At 67.6% G+C, this 15,237-nt stretch carries 14 protein-coding genes and 1 pseudogene; 5 read left to right on the top strand and 10 right to left on the bottom strand.

The annotated features are described in order from the left end of the window. Positions 1 to 904 precede the first annotated feature (904 nt). The gene (locus EYR15_RS17005; protein WP_165455500.1) at positions 905 to 1,060 is read left to right on the top strand and encodes a hypothetical protein; all 156 of its coding nucleotides are present in this window, start codon (positions 905 to 907) and stop codon (positions 1,058 to 1,060) included. Between the two features lie 45 nt (positions 1,061 to 1,105). Here EYR15_RS17005 and EYR15_RS13355 read toward each other — a convergent pair whose 3' ends face one another. The 4 genes from EYR15_RS13355 to EYR15_RS13340 are packed head-to-tail and all read right to left on the bottom strand — an operon-like array spanning position 1,106 to position 4,651. After that, positions 1,106 to 1,981: an efflux RND transporter periplasmic adaptor subunit gene (locus EYR15_RS13355; RefSeq protein ID WP_131004040.1), complete on the bottom strand. Its 876-nt coding sequence runs from the start codon at positions 1,979 to 1,981 to the stop codon at positions 1,106 to 1,108. Positions 1,982 to 1,989: 8 nt separating this feature from the next. Next, positions 1,990 to 2,187 (bottom strand): DUF1656 domain-containing protein, encoded by a 198-nt coding sequence (locus EYR15_RS13350; RefSeq protein WP_131004039.1) that lies wholly within the window; start codon positions 2,185 to 2,187, stop codon positions 1,990 to 1,992. After that, the gene (locus EYR15_RS13345; protein WP_131004038.1) at positions 2,184 to 4,202 is read right to left on the bottom strand and encodes an FUSC family protein; all 2,019 of its coding nucleotides are present in this window, start codon (positions 4,200 to 4,202) and stop codon (positions 2,184 to 2,186) included. Before EYR15_RS13345 ends, EYR15_RS13350 begins: the two co-directional genes overlap by 4 nt. Next, positions 4,199 to 4,651 carry a MarR family winged helix-turn-helix transcriptional regulator gene (locus tag EYR15_RS13340; RefSeq protein ID WP_131004037.1) on the bottom strand — a complete coding sequence of 151 codons (453 nt, stop codon included), beginning with the start codon at positions 4,649 to 4,651 and terminating at the stop codon, positions 4,199 to 4,201. Before EYR15_RS13340 ends, EYR15_RS13345 begins: the two co-directional genes overlap by 4 nt. Before the next feature lie 160 nt (positions 4,652 to 4,811). Here EYR15_RS13340 and EYR15_RS13335 point away from each other — a divergent pair, with 160 nt between their 5' ends. The 3 genes from EYR15_RS13335 to EYR15_RS13325 are packed head-to-tail and all read left to right on the top strand — an operon-like array spanning position 4,812 to position 8,427. Next, positions 4,812 to 5,834: an extracellular solute-binding protein gene (locus EYR15_RS13335; RefSeq protein WP_131004036.1), complete on the top strand. Its 1,023-nt coding sequence runs from the start codon at positions 4,812 to 4,814 to the stop codon at positions 5,832 to 5,834. Continuing rightward, on the top strand, positions 5,831 to 7,399 hold the full coding sequence (locus tag EYR15_RS13330) for an ABC transporter permease (RefSeq protein ID WP_131004035.1): 1,569 nt from the start codon (positions 5,831 to 5,833) through the stop codon (positions 7,397 to 7,399). Before EYR15_RS13335 ends, EYR15_RS13330 begins: the two co-directional genes overlap by 4 nt. Next, positions 7,396 to 8,427 carry an ABC transporter ATP-binding protein gene (locus EYR15_RS13325; protein WP_131004034.1) on the top strand — a complete coding sequence of 344 codons (1,032 nt, stop codon included), beginning with the start codon at positions 7,396 to 7,398 and terminating at the stop codon, positions 8,425 to 8,427. The genes EYR15_RS13330 and EYR15_RS13325 overlap by 4 nt, the downstream gene beginning before the upstream one ends. Here EYR15_RS13325 and EYR15_RS13320 read toward each other — a convergent pair. The 4 genes from EYR15_RS13320 to EYR15_RS13305 form a co-directional block, all read right to left on the bottom strand. Then, positions 8,424 to 9,863 (bottom strand): UdgX family uracil-DNA binding protein, encoded by a 1,440-nt coding sequence (locus EYR15_RS13320; protein ID WP_131004063.1) that lies wholly within the window; start codon positions 9,861 to 9,863, stop codon positions 8,424 to 8,426. The two genes, EYR15_RS13325 and EYR15_RS13320, sit on opposite strands and share 4 nt — an antisense overlap. A 2-nt stretch (positions 9,864 to 9,865) precedes the next feature. After that, the gene (locus EYR15_RS13315) at positions 9,866 to 11,089 is read right to left on the bottom strand and encodes a putative DNA modification/repair radical SAM protein (protein WP_131004033.1); all 1,224 of its coding nucleotides are present in this window, start codon (positions 11,087 to 11,089) and stop codon (positions 9,866 to 9,868) included. Positions 11,090 to 11,283: 194 nt separating this feature from the next. After that, positions 11,284 to 11,769, bottom strand: a complete 486-nt coding sequence (locus EYR15_RS13310; RefSeq protein ID WP_131004032.1) for a peroxiredoxin — start codon at positions 11,767 to 11,769, stop codon at positions 11,284 to 11,286. Between the two features lie 51 nt (positions 11,770 to 11,820). Beyond that, positions 11,821 to 12,654: a protein-disulfide reductase DsbD domain-containing protein gene (locus EYR15_RS13305; protein WP_131004031.1), complete on the bottom strand. Its 834-nt coding sequence runs from the start codon at positions 12,652 to 12,654 to the stop codon at positions 11,821 to 11,823. A gap of 125 nt (positions 12,655 to 12,779) precedes the next feature. Here EYR15_RS13305 and EYR15_RS13300 point away from each other — a divergent pair. Then, positions 12,780 to 13,404 (top strand): annotated as a pseudogene (locus tag EYR15_RS13300) (YqgE/AlgH family protein). Positions 13,405 to 13,613: 209 nt separating this feature from the next. Here EYR15_RS13300 and EYR15_RS13295 read toward each other — a convergent pair. Continuing rightward, complete coding sequence (locus EYR15_RS13295) at positions 13,614 to 14,573, bottom strand: alpha/beta fold hydrolase (protein ID WP_131004030.1); 960 nt, start codon at positions 14,571 to 14,573, stop codon at positions 13,614 to 13,616. Continuing rightward, on the bottom strand, positions 14,573 to 15,106 hold the full coding sequence (locus tag EYR15_RS13290) for a tetratricopeptide repeat protein (RefSeq protein WP_245498311.1): 534 nt from the start codon (positions 15,104 to 15,106) through the stop codon (positions 14,573 to 14,575). Before EYR15_RS13290 ends, EYR15_RS13295 begins: the two co-directional genes overlap by 1 nt. Between the last annotated feature and the right edge of the window lie 131 nt (positions 15,107 to 15,237).

Genomic DNA, 15,237 nt, shown 5'->3' with positions numbered 1-15,237 from the left:
GAAGGTCACAGGTTCAAATCCTGTCCCCGCAACCAAATAAACAAAAACCCGCCAGCTAAAAGCCGGCGGGTTTTTGCGTCTGGGAGGGGATGAGTGGCGTTGGCATGACGGGGCGACATGCACGCCATCCTCGTCGTAATCGCAGGCCTCGGTCAGAGACGCCGCAATATTCGAAAGCGGAGTTGATCAGGTACCAGCGCTGAGGCGATATCTCAGAACCCCACAAGACAATCGAGAAGACGGAGGCCGGGCGGGCGGGGTAGCCGTTCGCGTTAAGATCACCTCTCGTTCACGATTTGTTCTCACAAACGCCCGACAGGGCTCTTCCCGCTCGCCTCTGAACAAAAATCTATAGAGATACGCAGCCGCGCATCGCGGCCCTCGCTCGCCATGCGCGGCTGGATTGATCTTCCCGTCCAACGTTCGTTCAGAAGCCGCTAGAGCGGCGATCCGCGCCCATTTTTTCGGCGGCTTTGAACGAGTCTGAGCCGACCATGATCGAGACAGCGAGCGGGTCCGTTTCGTTTCGGCGTGCGTCGCATCTAAGCGGCGGTGCTTCCTGGATGTACGGCTCATCCTGCGGTCTAGGGGCAAACGACGACGGGAACCCTGAAAGCGCAGGGCGCGTTCGAATCTAGCCCAGAGGTCGAGCCACGCGTCTGGCTTGATGCTCCCTGTCCGCCTCCAGAGCGGGCTCCACGCGCGCCATGCTCGCGCGGGCGCCCCAATATGGGACATGCTGACTTTTAAGCCGCTAGAATTCGATGCGCTGCAGTAAACAATGATTATGCATCGCAGCAAATCTTCGTCGGCTACGACGGAGGTCTTAGTGCGCCCGTTACTTTAAGGGTTGAATCCTGTGCCCGGGTCGTCATTTGATAATGGCCGAACGGGAAGGTGATTCATGGTCGACATCTCCGCGCATTCCATCAGCTATCCGGCTCCCGCGCGGGCGCTCCGCAAGTCCAAGCGCTCGTTCGCGAGGGGCTTCGTCATGGCCGTTCCGCTGTCGCTCGCTCTGTGGGCGGGCATCATCTGGGCCGTCGTACAACTGTTCTGAGCCGGTGGCGGCGCGCGGCCGCCCATATCCCTTATTTTCTGACGGCTACTGCCGGTCGCGCGGACGGATGATAACCGTTGCGGTCAGTCCTGCCGAGAGACGCACGCCGTCCGGTACTTGCCCAATGCCAATCCGGACGGGGATGCGTTGCGCAAGCCGCACCCATGAAAAGCTCGGGTTAACGTTCGCCGTAAGGTCGGCGCCCAAGGCATTGTCTCGATCCACGATCGCGCGCGCTACGCTGTCGACGCGGCCCTCAATCTCGCGACTGTCGCCCATAAGCCGGACCGTGGCCGGATCGCTCTCGCGGATCAGCGGCAACTTGGTCTCCTCGAAGTAGCCTGCGACGTAGAAGCTGTCGCTGTCCACAATGGCGATCACCGCCCGGCCAGCCGTCACATAGTCCCCGGTCTTCAGCAGCAGGTTCGTGACGTAGCCATTCACCGGCGAGCGCACCTCCGCTCTCTCTAGATTGAGTTCAGCCGTCTGCCGCTCGGCGACAGCTGCGCGCAGGGCAGCGTCGGCGGCGCTCACCGCGGCCAGCGCCTGCTCGCGCGCCTCCTCGGAGAGCGCTGCGCTGGTCAGCCGCGAGCGGCGATCCGATTCCCGTCGCTTCTGGTCCAGATCGCTGGCGCGCCCGGCCTCGGTCGCGCGGGCGAGGTCGAGCGCCAACCGGAATCGCTCCTCGTCGATCACGAACAGGACGTCGCCCTTACGGATCTGCTGGTTGTCCTTGACCCTGAGGTCGAACACCTGGCCCGCGACGTCGGGCGCGAGCTGCACCACGTCGGCCCTGACCCGTCCGTCACGAGTCCAAGGCGTCTCGACGTAAGCGCGCCAGACATAGATCCCGCCCGCAATTGCGGCGAGGAAGGCGACGAGCGTCGCGGCGACGCGGGCGACGGCCTTGGGGGAGGGCATGAGGTTTCTCATTTCAGGATCGCGACTGTCGCTGCGAGCAGCAGGACATAAAGCGAGAGATTGAACACTGCCGGGCGCCAGACGAGATCGTAGGCGCCGAGGCGCTCGAGCACGATCCGCAGGACTTGCCAGACGATAAGAGCGAGGGCGGCGTAGAGCAGCAGCGGCGGCGCATAGACGCCGAAGACGTCGACCTCCTTGATCACGCCGACCTCTCCACCGCTAGAGTCGCGCCGAACATCCTCGGGTGTTGGGCGAGGCTTGCGATGAGCGCCGAGAGCCAGATCGGCGTCTCGTCCAGCCCGCCTCCCCTGGGAAGGTCCGCCGCGAGCGCGGCGTCGAGGGCGGCCTCGAGGCGCGCCATCGGCGGTGAAGAGCGTTCGCCGCGGGCAAGCCGTCGGAAATGCCGCGCGAGATCGGCGAGACTTTCCGCGAGCGGCTTCGCGGCCCCCGGCGGCAGATCGCGCACCACGCGGCGAAGCGCCAGACCGTTCAGTCCGACACGCACCCCCGCAAGCGCCCCCCGCTCGAGCTCCAAATCGTGCGGATCGTTGGGATCCAACCGCGCCATCATGCCGTCGATCCTGTCGAAGATCCGGCTCTCGAAGACCAACCTGGCCGGCGCCCGCCGCCCGGCGAAGGCGGAGGTGAGGTCGCGATGGAGGCCCGCCGTCAGCCGGGCGATGGGCCACGCGGAGCCGATCGGACGAAGCACGGCGAGCATCACCGCGCCGGCCCCGATTCCGAACAAGGTCGCGAGCGCATTGTTGGCGAAGCTGGCGAAGTCCGTCGCTATCGCGTCGGTCAGGCCGAGCTGGGTCAACACGCCGAGGGAGAAGGCCAGGCCTGGCAGCGTCGTCCGAGGGAAATTCATCGCGAAGGCGGCGGCGAACAGGCAGGGCGCCAGAGCGACGGCGAGCATCTCGAAGCCTTCGAACCGCGGCAGGACGGCGAAAGCGTAGACCACGGCGACCACGGTGCTTGCTGCGGTCATTACAAAAAACTTGAGAGCGGAGGCTCCAGGGTCGTCCTGCTGGGCGAACAGGCTCGTCATCACCGCCACCTGGACCGCGGCGCCCGCGCCCGCGTTCCAGCCGCTCCCGATCCAGAAGGCGAATGTCGCCAGAAGCGCGGCGAAGGCTGTTCCGCCGGCGACCAGCGCGAGCGAGAGGTCACGGTAGCGCGCAATGGACTCTCCGGGGATCGTCACGAGAGCTCCGCGGTCCGCCGGCGTCAGCGGCGCGAGTTCGCTGCGGAGCTCCACAAGGTCAGCCACTCGCCTCAGGATCGTGCTTTCGATCAGCCTCGACCGGTCGGCGCGTATGGCTGCGGCGTCGGGGGCCGATGCGCGCAGGGCCTCGGCCGTCGCGCGTCGCTCTTCCGGCGTCACGCCGTCGGCCATCGCGGCGCCGGCCTGCGCCAGGCGAGGCTTCAGGGTCTCGGCCAGGTTCGGATTCGCCGCGCGCAACGCTTCGAGGCGGTCATGGGTCGAGACCAGCATGGCGATGAAGGAGATCAGCCGCCCGTGCAGCAGGCGGATGCGCCGGTTGAGCAGGCGCACCTCCGCGCTGTCGAATGAGGCGTGGATCCGTAAGGCGTCGAGCTTCGTCACGCGCGCGATCAGCAGGCGCCGGTCGCGCTGGGCGGCGACGTCGTTCCGCCCGGTCAGCGTATCAGCGGCCCAGAGCGCAGCGGAGTTCACCGCCCCTCGCGTCGAGAGACGCAGCGCCTGCGCGGCGCTCTTCGGGAACAGCGTCTGGCTGAGCGTTGTCGCGCAGACGATGCCGACAGTGATCTCGGCGGCGCGATCGAGGGCCGAAAGGAAAACCGCGTCCGGCGCGTCGACGTTCGGAAACGCGATGATCGCGACGGTGTAGCCCGACAGCAGCGCGCCATAAGAGGCAGGGGCGTCGCGGAGATAGACGGAGGCCGCCACGCAGATCCCGATCCATAGGGCGGCGGCGGTCGCAAAGAATTCCGGGATGTCGTTCAGAGCCGCCGTGAGCGCAACGGCGACGACCGCGCCAACGGCGGTGCCGAGGATCCGGTAGACCGACTTCGACAGCGCCATGCCGGCGAGCGGCTGCGAGACGATGAACACCGTGATCATGGAGGTCGACGCCTGCGGCAGGTTCACGAGGAACGCCACATAGGCAGCGAGCAGGGCCGCCACCGTCGTCCGCACTGCGAACAGCAGGCCGTCGAGGGTCGCGTCGCTCATTGGGCCGCCTCGCCGTCGGCGCGCCTGAGGACGGCCTGGAACACGCGAAGGCAGGCTTCTATGTCCGCCTTCTCCACGCCTTCGATCAGTTCTTCGCAGGCGCGACCGACGATGGAGCCGGCGCGCTCGGCGGCGGTGCGGCCAGCCTCCGTCAGCCGCAGCGTCTTGGCGCGGCGATCGGTCGGGTCCTGGCGCCGTTCGACGAGGCCGGCGTCGGCTAGACGGTCTAGCATGCGGACGAGCGTAGGTCCTTCGATTCCGAGCGAACGCGCCAGATCATGCTGGCGCGCGCCGTCGCCGAGACGAGCGAGATGAACGAGCGGCCTCCAACTGGCGTCGGTCAGCCCGGAAGACGCCAGCGCCTCGTCGAGCGCGCGCCGCCAGCGGCGCGCGACAAGGCCAAGCTCGAAGCCGAAATCGGAGGCCGTCTCTGGATCGCCGCTGTGCATCAGAAAATAGATAGTGTGCTATCTATCTCGCAGCCATAGCTCGCGCGCATGGCGCTCCCGCGTTTCAAAGCGGCTGGCTGCTTTGGAGCAGTTGACTTGGGAACGCTTCGGCAGTTCTTACTCCGTCGCAGGGCATCCTGCGTAATTTGGAGCCTTTCTAATGAGGACCTTGCGGCGCCGAGAACTTCTTCTTGCCGGCGCTGGTTTTGCGGTAGCAGCCCTTTTTGGCAGAACCGCGCGCGCCGCGGACGCTTCCGGTCCGCTGACCCTTTACAATGGCCAGCATCCCGAAACGACCAACGCCATCGTCGAGGCGTTCTCGCGGGAGACCGGGATCGAAGTCGCGATTCGCCGCGGCTCCAGCGCGCAGCTCGCGAACCAGATGGTGGAGGAGGGCGCCGCCTCGCCCGCCGACGTCTTCTATTCCGAGGAAAGCGCGCCGCTTGCGACGCTCGCCAAGCGCGGTCTGCTCACGGCGGCGTCGGCTGAAACGCTCAAGCAGATTCCGGCGAACTACGCCGCGGGCGACGGCGCATGGATCGGCGTCAGCGCGCGCTGCCGGGTTGTCGCGTACAATCAGGACATGATCCAGGTCTCCGCTCTGCCGACGACAGTGACGGATTTTGCGAAGCCCGAATGGAGCGGCCGGGTTGGCTTCGTGCCGACAAGCGGCGAGTTCCAGGCGCAGACGCTCGCCATCGTCAAGCTGAAGGGGCGCGAGGCGGCGCTCGACTGGCTGAAGGGCCTGCGCGACAACGGACGAGTCTACAACGGGAACGTGGCGGCGGTGCAGGGCGTACAGCGCGGCGAGATCGCGACGGCGCTGGTCAACAACTATTACTGGTTCCGGGTGGCCGAAGAGCTTGGCGAGGAGCGCATGCGCTGCCAGCTGCATTACATGGGCCACAAGGACGCCGGCGCGCTGCTCACGCTTTCGGGCGCAGCGGCGATGCGCTCGAGCAAGCGGCCGGAAGCGGCGCAAAAATTCCTCGCATTCCTCGTCAGTGAGAAGGGCCAGCAGGCGCTGGTCGAGGCCGTCGCGGAATACCCCGTGCGGCCGGGCGTCCAGTCGCCTTATGCGCTGAAACCGATCGACGAGCTCGATCCGCCGGACGTGACGCCGGAGGACATCGCGGACGCCGATCTCGCGCGCGATCTCAGGCGCGAGGCCGGCCTGGCTTGAGCCAGCAGGCCTTTAGTCCGGCGGTCGCCGTCGCCCGGCGGGACGCGGGCGCTCCGCTCTGGCTGCTGCTGACGGCGGGCGCCCCCGTGCTGCTTGTCGCACTGCCGTTGGCCTATGTCGCCACGCGCGGCGCGCAGGCCGGGCCGGCGGTCGCGGTCGCAGAGATCTTCCGGCCGCGCACCGGCGAACTGCTCGTGAACACGCTGCTGCTCGCGATCTCCGTCACCGCGCTCTCCACCCTGATCGGCGTCGCGACCGCCTGGTGCGTCGAGCGCGCCGCGCTGCCGGGGCGGCGGGGCTGGCGGGTTGTCTGCGTGCTGCCGCTCGCCGTGCCGGCCTTCGTCGCGAGCTTCGCCTGGGCGTCGCTCGGGCCGGCTTTCCAGACCATGGGCGGGGCGATCCTCATTCTTACCCTCTCGCATTATCCGCTGGTGCACCTTCCGGTCGCGGCGGCGCTGCGAGGCATGGACCCCGCCTTCGAGGACGTGGCCCGTTCGCTTGGCCGCGGTGGGTGGCGCGCGTTCTTCGAGGCGACGCTGCCGCAGGCGGCCCCAGCGCTCGGCGCAGGCGCGCTGCTGGTTCTGACCCACATGTTCGCCGAGTTCGGCGCGCTTGCGCTGCTCCGGGTGCAGACCTTCACCACCGCGATCTTCGACAGCTACCAGCTGGAATTCGACGGCGAGACGGCGGCGCTGCAATCGGCGGTGCTTTTGGCGCTGGCGCTCCCCGCGGCGCTGCTCGAGATGCGTTTGAGGCGCGGCCTGCGTTTCGCGCGGAGCGGGAAGGGCGCTGCGCGTCGACGGCCGCCGGTTCCGCTCGGCCGGGCGACATGGCCCGCGCTCGCGGGCTTCTCCCTACTCGCGGCGCTCGCGCTCGGCGCGCCGCTGATGATGCTGACCTACTGGCTGGCGGTCGGCAGCTCCGCCGGCCGAGCGATTGCGGATCTCTGGCCGGCGCTCGGCGGGTCGCTCGGTCTCGCGCTGCCCGGCGCTCTGGTGGTGACCGCGCTCGGCGCTCCGCTCGCGCTGCTCGCGACGCGTCACCGCGGGCCGTTCGCCTCCTTTGCGGACAAGTTGCCTTACGTCGTTCACGGCCTGCCGGGCCTCGTCGTCGCGCTCGCGCTCGTCTTCTTCGCCATCCGCTTCGCGCCGCAGGCCTACCAGACCGCCGGTCTGTTGTTTGCTGCTTACGCCGCGCTTTTCCTTCCGCTCGCGCAGTCCGCGCTTCGCGGCTCGCTGGAGCTCGTCCCGCCGCGCTTCGAGGAGGTTGGACGCAGCCTGGGCCGCTCGGGGCTCGGCGCCTTCGCCTGGATCGTCGCGCCGAACATCCTGCCGGGCGTCGGCGGCGCGCTCGCGCTGTTGACGCTCGAAATCGTGCGCGAATTGACGGCCACGCTGATGCTGGCGCCGATCGGCGTGCGGACGCTCGCGACCGAGGTCTGGTCGCACGCAAACGAGGGCCGCTACGCCGCGGCGGCGCCCTTTGCGGCGCTGCTCGTCGCGATCTCGGCTGTTCCGGTCTACGTATTCACGCGCCGCGCCGACGACCTGCAGGACGATCCATGACGACGGTCGACATCGTCGGCGCGCGCAAGTCCCACGGCGCCCGCGAGGTGCTGAGCGGCGTCGATCTCGCCGCCTCGGACGGCGCGGTCACCGCCCTGTTAGGACCTTCCGGCTGCGGCAAGACCACGCTTCTCCGTCTCATAGCCGGCTTCGACCGGCTCGACGCCGGCGAGATCGCGCTTGGCGGTCGCGTCGTTTCTGGGCCGACGGCGCATCTGCCGCCGGAGAAGCGCCGGATCGGTTATGTGCCGCAGGAAGGCGCGCTGTTTCCCCATTTGAGCGTCGCCGGCAATGTCGGCTTCGGGCTGACGCGCGCCGAACGGCGCGGACCGCGTATCGCCGAAACGCTTGCACTGGTCGGCGTCTCCGAACTCGCCGCCCGCTACCCGCACGAGCTCTCCGGCGGCCAGCAGCAGCGCGTCGCGCTCGCCCGCGCGCTCGCTCCGCGGCCGGACGTCGTGCTGCTCGACGAGCCATTCAACGGACTCGATCTCGACCTGCGCCGGGCGGTCTCCGAAGAGGTGATGGCGGCGCTTCGTAAGACCGGCGCTTCGGCGATCCTTGTGTCGCACGACCCCGAAGAGGCGTTCGCGAGCGCCGACATCGTCGCGGTGATGGATAAGGGGTGCATTGCGCAGGCAGCGCCGCCTGAGACGGTCTACGCCGCGCCTGCCTCGGCCGCCGTCGCCCGCATTACAGGCCCCACGATCTTCCTGGACGCCACGATGCGGGACGGGCGCGCCGAAACCGCGCTGGGCGTTCTGCCGACTCGACCCGATCCCGGCTGCCGAGACGGCGCGGCGCGGCTTTGCCTGCGTCCGGAGCAGATCGTGACAGTCGCGTCCGGCGAAGGCAGAGCCGGCAAGGTGACGGTGCGCAGCTTCCGCGGCGATCATTGCGTTCTCACCGTCGCCTTCGGCGATCTGGCGCTTCCGGTGCGCGCGCCAGCCTCAATGGCGATCGGCCCGGACGAGCCTGTCCATGTTGCGGTGATGGGACCGGGCGTCGCGTTTTCCGGTGCGCTTTAGGCCGCCTTCAGGAACGGAGCGGCGAGCTTCAGATCCTCGACGAAGCGGCGATATTCCTCTTGCTTGCGCTCCCCGTCCGGCACGCGCAGCAGGAAGGAGGGGTGCACGGTAACCAGTACGTCCGGCTGTCCCTCCCGCTTCAGAATTGTGCCGCGCGTCTCGCCGATCTTCACCAGACGGCCGATCACCGCACGCGCAGCCGTGGCTCCCATGGCGACGACGAGGCGCGGCGCAAGAACCTCCGTCTCGCGCTCGAGCCAAGGGCGGCACGCCGCGATCTCCGTGGGACCCGGCGTCTTGTGCAGGCGGAACTTGCCGCGCGGCTCGAATTTGAAGTGCTTCACCGCATTGGTGACATAGAGGTTTTCTCGGACGAGCCCGGCCTCTTCGGCGGCGCGGTCGAACAGGGCTCCGGCGGGCCCGACGAAAGGTCGGCCCTTGATGTCCTCCTTGTCGCCGGGCTGTTCGCCGACGATCATTACGCGCGCATTATCGGGCCCCTCGCCGAACACGGCTTGCGTAGCGTCGGCCCAGAGCGGACAGTTCCGGCAGGAATCCACCTCGTCGCGCAAGCTTTCGAGCGTCGTGCGGTCGGCGGGCGCGAGCAGGTCCGGTTGCGGCATTGGGCGATGTCCCTTCTTCGGCGGCGTCGCGGGGGCGCTCACCATCTCAGCGGACGCTTTCGCGGCCTCCGCGATCAGAGGACGAATGAGCGAAGCCTCCGGAAGGTTTCGCCAATACTTCTTCGGCATCTCCGCGCGCATCGCGGAGATCTTCAACCGGGCCGGATTGAAGATGCTGGAATAGTATGTTCGCCAAACGGCCTCGAGGGCGTCGTCGTCGGGCGCGTCGGCGCGGCTTGCGCCGGGGCCGAAGGCGAGCGTCTCGCCATCCCAGAAGGCGGAGCGCTCCGGCGTCAGGATGGTCCAGCGCATCGAAGCGAAACGCCTCATGAAGAACGGCGCCGTCGCCTCGACGATGTGATGCTCCGGCTCGAACCAGGCGATGAAATGTGCGCCGTCGTCATTCGTGACTTCGCGGAAGCGGACGAAGGCCGTCATCTTGTGCATGTCGCGTCGCACCGCCTTGGCGAGGCCGCGGGCGCGCACGAGGTCTGGATCGGCCGCATCCTCCATCAAGCCGCGGTCGAAGGCGACGCGCGCGAGCAGGCGGTAAAACAGGTCGAACCGGCCGGGGTCGCTGTGCAGCAGTCCGCGCTCGGCGAGGTCAAGAAACGCCCGCGGCACCGAGACCTGCGCGGCGTTCTCCGGCGCGGCCGGCAAGCCGGCCTCGTCGTCCGCCGCGAACAGATCCTCCTCACCGATTGCGGTCGACCAGACCACCGACAGTGGCGGAGTGCGCGCCGCCAGCAGCTTTCGCGCGGCCGTGCGCCAGCCGGCGACGTCGGCTGGGCCGTCGAGCCGAATGCGGCGCAGGCTCACAGAGCGAACGCCATCTGGCGCGGCTGCGGAGCAAGCCGCTCGCGCAGGAATTCACTGTCGAGCGACGCGATCGAGGGGCGGTGATCGGCGACCTGCAGGAACGGCAGAACCTTGCCGAGCGGGACCCGCAGCCGCTTGAGGTCCTCGGCCCGGATCGCACGGAAGCGGCGGGAAGACAAAATGCGCTCGACAGTCGTTTTGCCGAGCCCGGGAACCCGCAAAAGCTCCTCGCGCGAGGCGGTGGCGACGTCGAGCGGGAAGCGTTCTCGGTGCCGGAGCGCCCAGGCGAGCTTCGGATCGATCGCGAGGTCCAGCATTCCGCCGTCTTCCGCGATCTCGCCGACCGAGAAGCCGTAGAACCGCATCAGCCAATCCGCTTGGTAGAGGCGATGCTCCCTCACCAACGGAGGCGCCTTCAGCGGGAGCCGCGAACTCGCATCGGGGATGGGGCTGAACGCGGAATAGTAGACCCGCTTTAGCTTGTACGAGCCGTAGAGGTTGGCGGAGGTCTGCAGGATCGTCGCGTCGTCGGAGGCGTCCGCGCCGATGATCATCTGGGTGCTCTGCCCCGCCGGCGAGAAGCGCGGCGCCTTGCGCTCGGCCTTGGCCTCCTCGATCCGGGTCCGAAGCCCGGCCATCGTCCGGCGAACAGCGCGCATGTCCTTTTCGGGCGCGAGCGCCTTCACGCCAGCGTCGGTGGGCAATTCGACATTGATCGACAGCCGGTCGGCGTAGAGGCCAGCCTCTGCGATCAGCTCCGGAGAAGCGTCCGGGATCGTCTTGAGGTGGATGTAGCCCTTAAAGCCATGCTCCAGCCGCAGCGTCTTCGCCACACGAACCACCTGCTCCATCGTGTAGTCCGGACTGCGGACAACGCCCGACGACAGAAACAATCCCTCGATATAGTTGCGCTTGTAGAAATCGAGCGTGAGCTTGACGACCTCCTCAACGGTAAACCGCGCCCGCGGAACGTTGCTTGTCGTGCGATTCACACAATAGAGGCAGTCGAATGCGCAGGCGTTGGTGAGCAATATCTTGAGCAGCGAGATGCAGCGGCCGTCCGGCGCATAGGAGTGGCAGATCCCGGCGCCTTCGGTCGAGCCGATTCCAGCCGGACCTTTGGGACCTGCGGAGTGCCGCTTGTCCGTGCCGCTTGACGCGCAGGACGCATCGTATTTCGCGGCGTCGGCGAGAATCGCGAGCTTGCGGGCGATATCCAAAGAACGGCCTTCCTGCTAGGTCTCTTGATTTATGTTCCTGATTTGTTCGGTGCAAGACAAGTCGCGGCGATCGACTGGAGTTGCGCCAGTGACGCGCCAAGGCGAACGCGCCACCGACGCCGTCTACGCGGCGTCGGTGAGCGCAGATTGCCTGGAGCTGGGAGAATGTGACGTCAGGCAAAGCGATCCGGAGATCAGATCGCCTCGAGCAGTTTCTCGGCGCTTGAGAGGTCCGCTTTCCCCGGTGAATCCTCGACCGCGAGATAGGTGATCGTCATGTCGTCCAGCACCATGGCGTAGCGCTTCGAGCGCGTGCCGAGCCCGCCGCCCGAGGCGTCGAGGTCGAGGCCGATCGCCTTCGCGAAATCCGCATTGCCGTCGGAGAGGAACTCGATCTTGTCCTTCGCGCCGGTGGAGTTCGCCCAGGCGTCCATGACGAAGGGGTCGTTGACGGCGGTGACGGCCACCACCTCCACGCCCTTATCGGTCAGTTTGTCGAGATTCGTGAGATAGCCCGGCAGATGGTTTTTGCTGCAGGTCGGCGTGAACGCGCCCGGCACCGCGAACAACACCGCCTTCTTCCCAGCGAACAGATCCTCGGTCATCAAGGTCTCGGGCCCCGTCGGGCCGAGGCGGCGGAAGGTGGTGTTGGGCAGGCGGTCGCCGACCTTGATCGTCATGGCCATCTCTCCGGGGGAGGGGCGCGGCGCATCTCGGCCGCGTGCGGAGATTTAAGGCCGGGAGGCGATCTCGTCGAGGGAGACGGCCGATTCGATCGCATCCTCAGCCGCCGCGAGCGTCAGGCGTAGCCCGCTCGCCGGCGGCTGGGCTTCGTCGAGCGCCATCCGGAAGACCAGCGCGCCGTCGCCGCGCCGCTGTGGCAAATCGGGAGAAGGCGCGTAGGACCCGTCGCCGGCTTCCGCGAAAAGCACTGCCGTCATTCCCGCCGGAGCCGTCGCGACGATCTCGAGCGCCTCCAGGCCCACCTTGGCGACCGAACGGATCGCGAGCGGTCCGCTTGCGCCCAAGGAGACCTGCTTCGGCGTCCCGGCGAGCGCCGCTCGAACCGCTTCCGCGGTGGAGCCTGCAGCGGCGCCTGTTGCCTTCAACGTCAGCGTGGTCTCGGCGCGGACGGGTACGCAGATCTTCTCGCAGACGCCGTAATCGGCGACGAGCCTGAGGATCACCGGCGCCGCAGGGTCCTTCGCTCGGACGATCACGGGAAGGACGACGCCGTGGTGATAGACGTTGGTGACGCCCTCCTCGTCCGCCTGCCGTTCCGGCGTCGGGAAGGCGACCTCCGCGGCCGCAACGTTCTCCGATCCGGAAAAGTCGAAGCGCGGCGGCACGCCCGTCGCGCCGGGCTGGCGCCAATAGGTCTTCCAGCCCTCGCCCAGCGCAATCTCGATCCCAGCGAGGCGCTCGGCTTTGGCCGGTCCGGGCCCTGCGTCGACCAGACGGATCTTTGAGCTCGTCTCCTCGACCCAGGGAGAAACCGGCTCAGCCGCAGCGGGGACGAGAGCCGCCGCCAGCATCAGCCATGAAAGGGCGCAAAAACGGACCATCGGCGCGGACCATAAGCCTTCGCTGCGCGCGCCTGAACCCACTATTGCGCGACGGCGACAAAGCGGCGCCTCGTCGCGTAGGCTCCGCCTTTCAAAAGCCTTGGCGCGGATTAGATTAAGCAGCGATGCCAGCGATGCTCAAAACTCGCAAGACCGACTCGGACGACCCCGCGGGCTATCTCGACGGCCAGGTGCTGGTCGCCATGCCGACGCTGGCGGACGACCGCTTCGCCCGCACGGTGATCTACGTCTGCGCGCACTCTTCGGAAAGGCGCGATGGGCATCGTCGTGAACAAGCCGGCGCCGCATATCAGCTTTCCCGATCTGCTGGTGCAGCTCGACGTGATCAGCGAAGGCGAGGAGATCCGGCTGCCGGAGCGCGCCGGCGCGATCCCGATCCTGCGCGGCGGCCCGGTCGAGGCCGGGCGCGGCTTCGTGCTGCATTCCGCCGATTTCATGATCGAGGACTCCACCCTCTCGATCAATGACGGCATCTGCCTCACCGCGACGCTCGACATCCTCAAGGCGATCGCGCGCGGCGAAGGCCCGGAAAAGGCGCTGCTCGCGCTCGGCTATGCCGGCTGGGCGCCGGGCCAGCTCGAGACGGAAATCCAGGCCAATGGCTGGCTGAACTGCCCGGCGGATCGCGGGCTGGTCTTCGGTGGCGATCCCGACCTGAAATATGAGCGGGCGCTGCAGAAAATCGGCATCGATCTGGCGAAGCTCTCGCCTGAGGCGGGGCACGCGTAGAGCTGGAGCCCCGGGCGACGCGATGTCCTGCGGGACGTAATTCTCAGGCCGTCATCCCAGCTGAAGCCAAGTGGCATGCCGGGCTTCATTCCGCCGAGCCCATCAAAGAGGCGAGGCGCGACAAGTTTTCCGACGCGCAGCGGCAATAGGTTCCGGGATAAGTCGGGATTGACGGCGCAGGATTATAGCCGCCAACGGCGACTCCTCCTTCAGTGCGCGCGGGCTTCGACCGCCTCGATCTCAGCGATGACGCGGTTGGTCTCCGTCCAATGCGGCATGTGGCCGGCGTCCTTCAGCACCACCAATCGCGACCCACGGACTTGGCGGTGCAGCGCTTTGGAGTGAAGCTCGGGAGACACGATGTTGTCCTTGTCCGAGGTGATGATCGTCGTCGGCACGCGGATAGAGCCGTAGCGCGGGGCCTGCCGCTGCAGGAAGGGCTTCAGGTCAGCCAAGTCCTGTGCGTTGGCCTGGAACTCGGCCGGGCGCAGCAGAAGCTTGGACTGGGTGCGCTCGGCATAGTTCGGCGGCGGCTTCTGCGGCGCGAACACGCCTTCGATGGCCTTGTCGAAGGTCACCAGTCCGATAGGGGCCGCGACGGTGGCGGCGAAGAGCAAGCCTAGCCCGGGCGTCGCCGCAGCGCTGTTGTACCAGGCGACGCCGCCGGGCCAGGGATGGGTCGCCGGCGACAGCAGCACAAGGCCGGCCACGTGGTCGGGGTGATCGAGCGCGAGGTTGGTCGCGAGCGCGCCTGACCACGAATGGCCGACGACGACGGTTCGCCCGACCTTCATCTGATCGAGCGCCTCGGCGATGGCGTCGCCTTGCCGGGCGGGCGAAGCCATCTCGCGGCCGCCGAGCCGGTCGCTGCGGCCGTGACCCGGACGGTCGACGAGGATAACGCGATGGCGGAGCGCGAGGCGGCGGCCGATGGCTTCCCGCGGGTCGCCGAGATTGCCGCTCGCGCCGTGCAGCAGGAGCAGCGGCGGACCTGAAGGCGCGCGATCGGCTGGGCCGAGTTCGACCACGTAGAGCCGGCCGCCCTTCACGGCGACGTAGCGGCCGGTCTCCTCGATCGGGGCCTTCCGCGCCGCCTGCACGACGCCCACAAAGGCGAGCGCGCCGACGAGCGCCAGCGCGGCGACTACGCTCCAAAGAACAGGCCGCATCAGATCGGCTGACCTTCGACCTTCAGCGCCAGCTCATCGACCTCGCGCTTGAGACCCTCGATCCATGGGTTGATCGCAAGAGCCTTGCGGAACGCCGCCAGCGCTTTCGCCTCAAGGTCGGATTCCTTTAGAATCCGGCCGAGCGCGAGCCACGCGACGAAGTGGCGAGGCTCAAGCGCCAACGTTTCACGGATGTCGATCATCGCCTCGTCATAGTCCTTCGCCATGTAGTGCAGCGTGGCGCGGCGGTTCCAGCCTTCGGCATAGTCCGGCTGGAGGCTGACGACCTCGTCCATCAGCTTGATGGCGACATCGACCTTCTGCCCTCTCTGGGCTTCTACGGAGCGGGCGGTGAGTAGATCAACCGTATCGCTGCCCGACCGCCGCCACAGCGCCTGAACGGCGGCGGCGAGGCGCTTGGCGAGCGCAGGATCCTGCGCCTTGGAGAGTTGGCCGAGCAGTTCGCCGACCGCCTTGGCGCGCGCGTCGGGCTCGCTCGGGGCGGCTGCCGGCGGCGCGGGTTCGGCCGCCATGGGCGGCGCCGGCTGCTGGGCCGTCGCCGGGGCGGCGGCGAAGACGAGAAGGAGAGCGGCCAGTCCGTTCCGGATCATGCGGCCGAGAGTAGCGCCCAAAGGCCCCGCGTCAAACGACGCGCGGCCTTATG

The organism is Hansschlegelia quercus, assembly GCF_004310425.1.
GTDB lineage: Bacteria > Pseudomonadota > Alphaproteobacteria > Rhizobiales > Methylopilaceae > Methylopila > Methylopila quercus.
The sequence above is the reverse complement of the archived record's forward strand: the minus strand, read 5'-3'. Positions and strand labels throughout refer to the sequence as shown.

Coding starts and splice junctions, on each gene's coding strand:
- EYR15_RS17005 (WP_165455500.1), top strand. CDS start 905: ATGGTCGACATCTCCGCGCATTCCATCAGCTATCCGGCTCCCGCGCGG.
- EYR15_RS13290 (WP_245498311.1), bottom strand. CDS start 15,106: ATGGCGGCCGAACCCGCGCCGCCGGCAGCCGCCCCGAGCGAGCCCGAC.
- EYR15_RS13340 (WP_131004037.1), bottom strand. CDS start 4,651: ATGCACAGCGGCGATCCAGAGACGGCCTCCGATTTCGGCTTCGAGCTT.
- EYR15_RS13310 (WP_131004032.1), bottom strand. CDS start 11,769: ATGACGATCAAGGTCGGCGACCGCCTGCCCAACACCACCTTCCGCCGC.
- EYR15_RS13355 (WP_131004040.1), bottom strand. CDS start 1,981: ATGCCCTCCCCCAAGGCCGTCGCCCGCGTCGCCGCGACGCTCGTCGCC.
- EYR15_RS13335 (WP_131004036.1), top strand. CDS start 4,812: ATGAGGACCTTGCGGCGCCGAGAACTTCTTCTTGCCGGCGCTGGTTTT.
- EYR15_RS13325 (WP_131004034.1), top strand. CDS start 7,396: ATGACGACGGTCGACATCGTCGGCGCGCGCAAGTCCCACGGCGCCCGC.
- EYR15_RS13295 (WP_131004030.1), bottom strand. CDS start 14,573: ATGCGGCCTGTTCTTTGGAGCGTAGTCGCCGCGCTGGCGCTCGTCGGC.
- EYR15_RS13305 (WP_131004031.1), bottom strand. CDS start 12,654: ATGGTCCGTTTTTGCGCCCTTTCATGGCTGATGCTGGCGGCGGCTCTC.
- EYR15_RS13345 (WP_131004038.1), bottom strand. CDS start 4,202: ATGAGCGACGCGACCCTCGACGGCCTGCTGTTCGCAGTGCGGACGACG.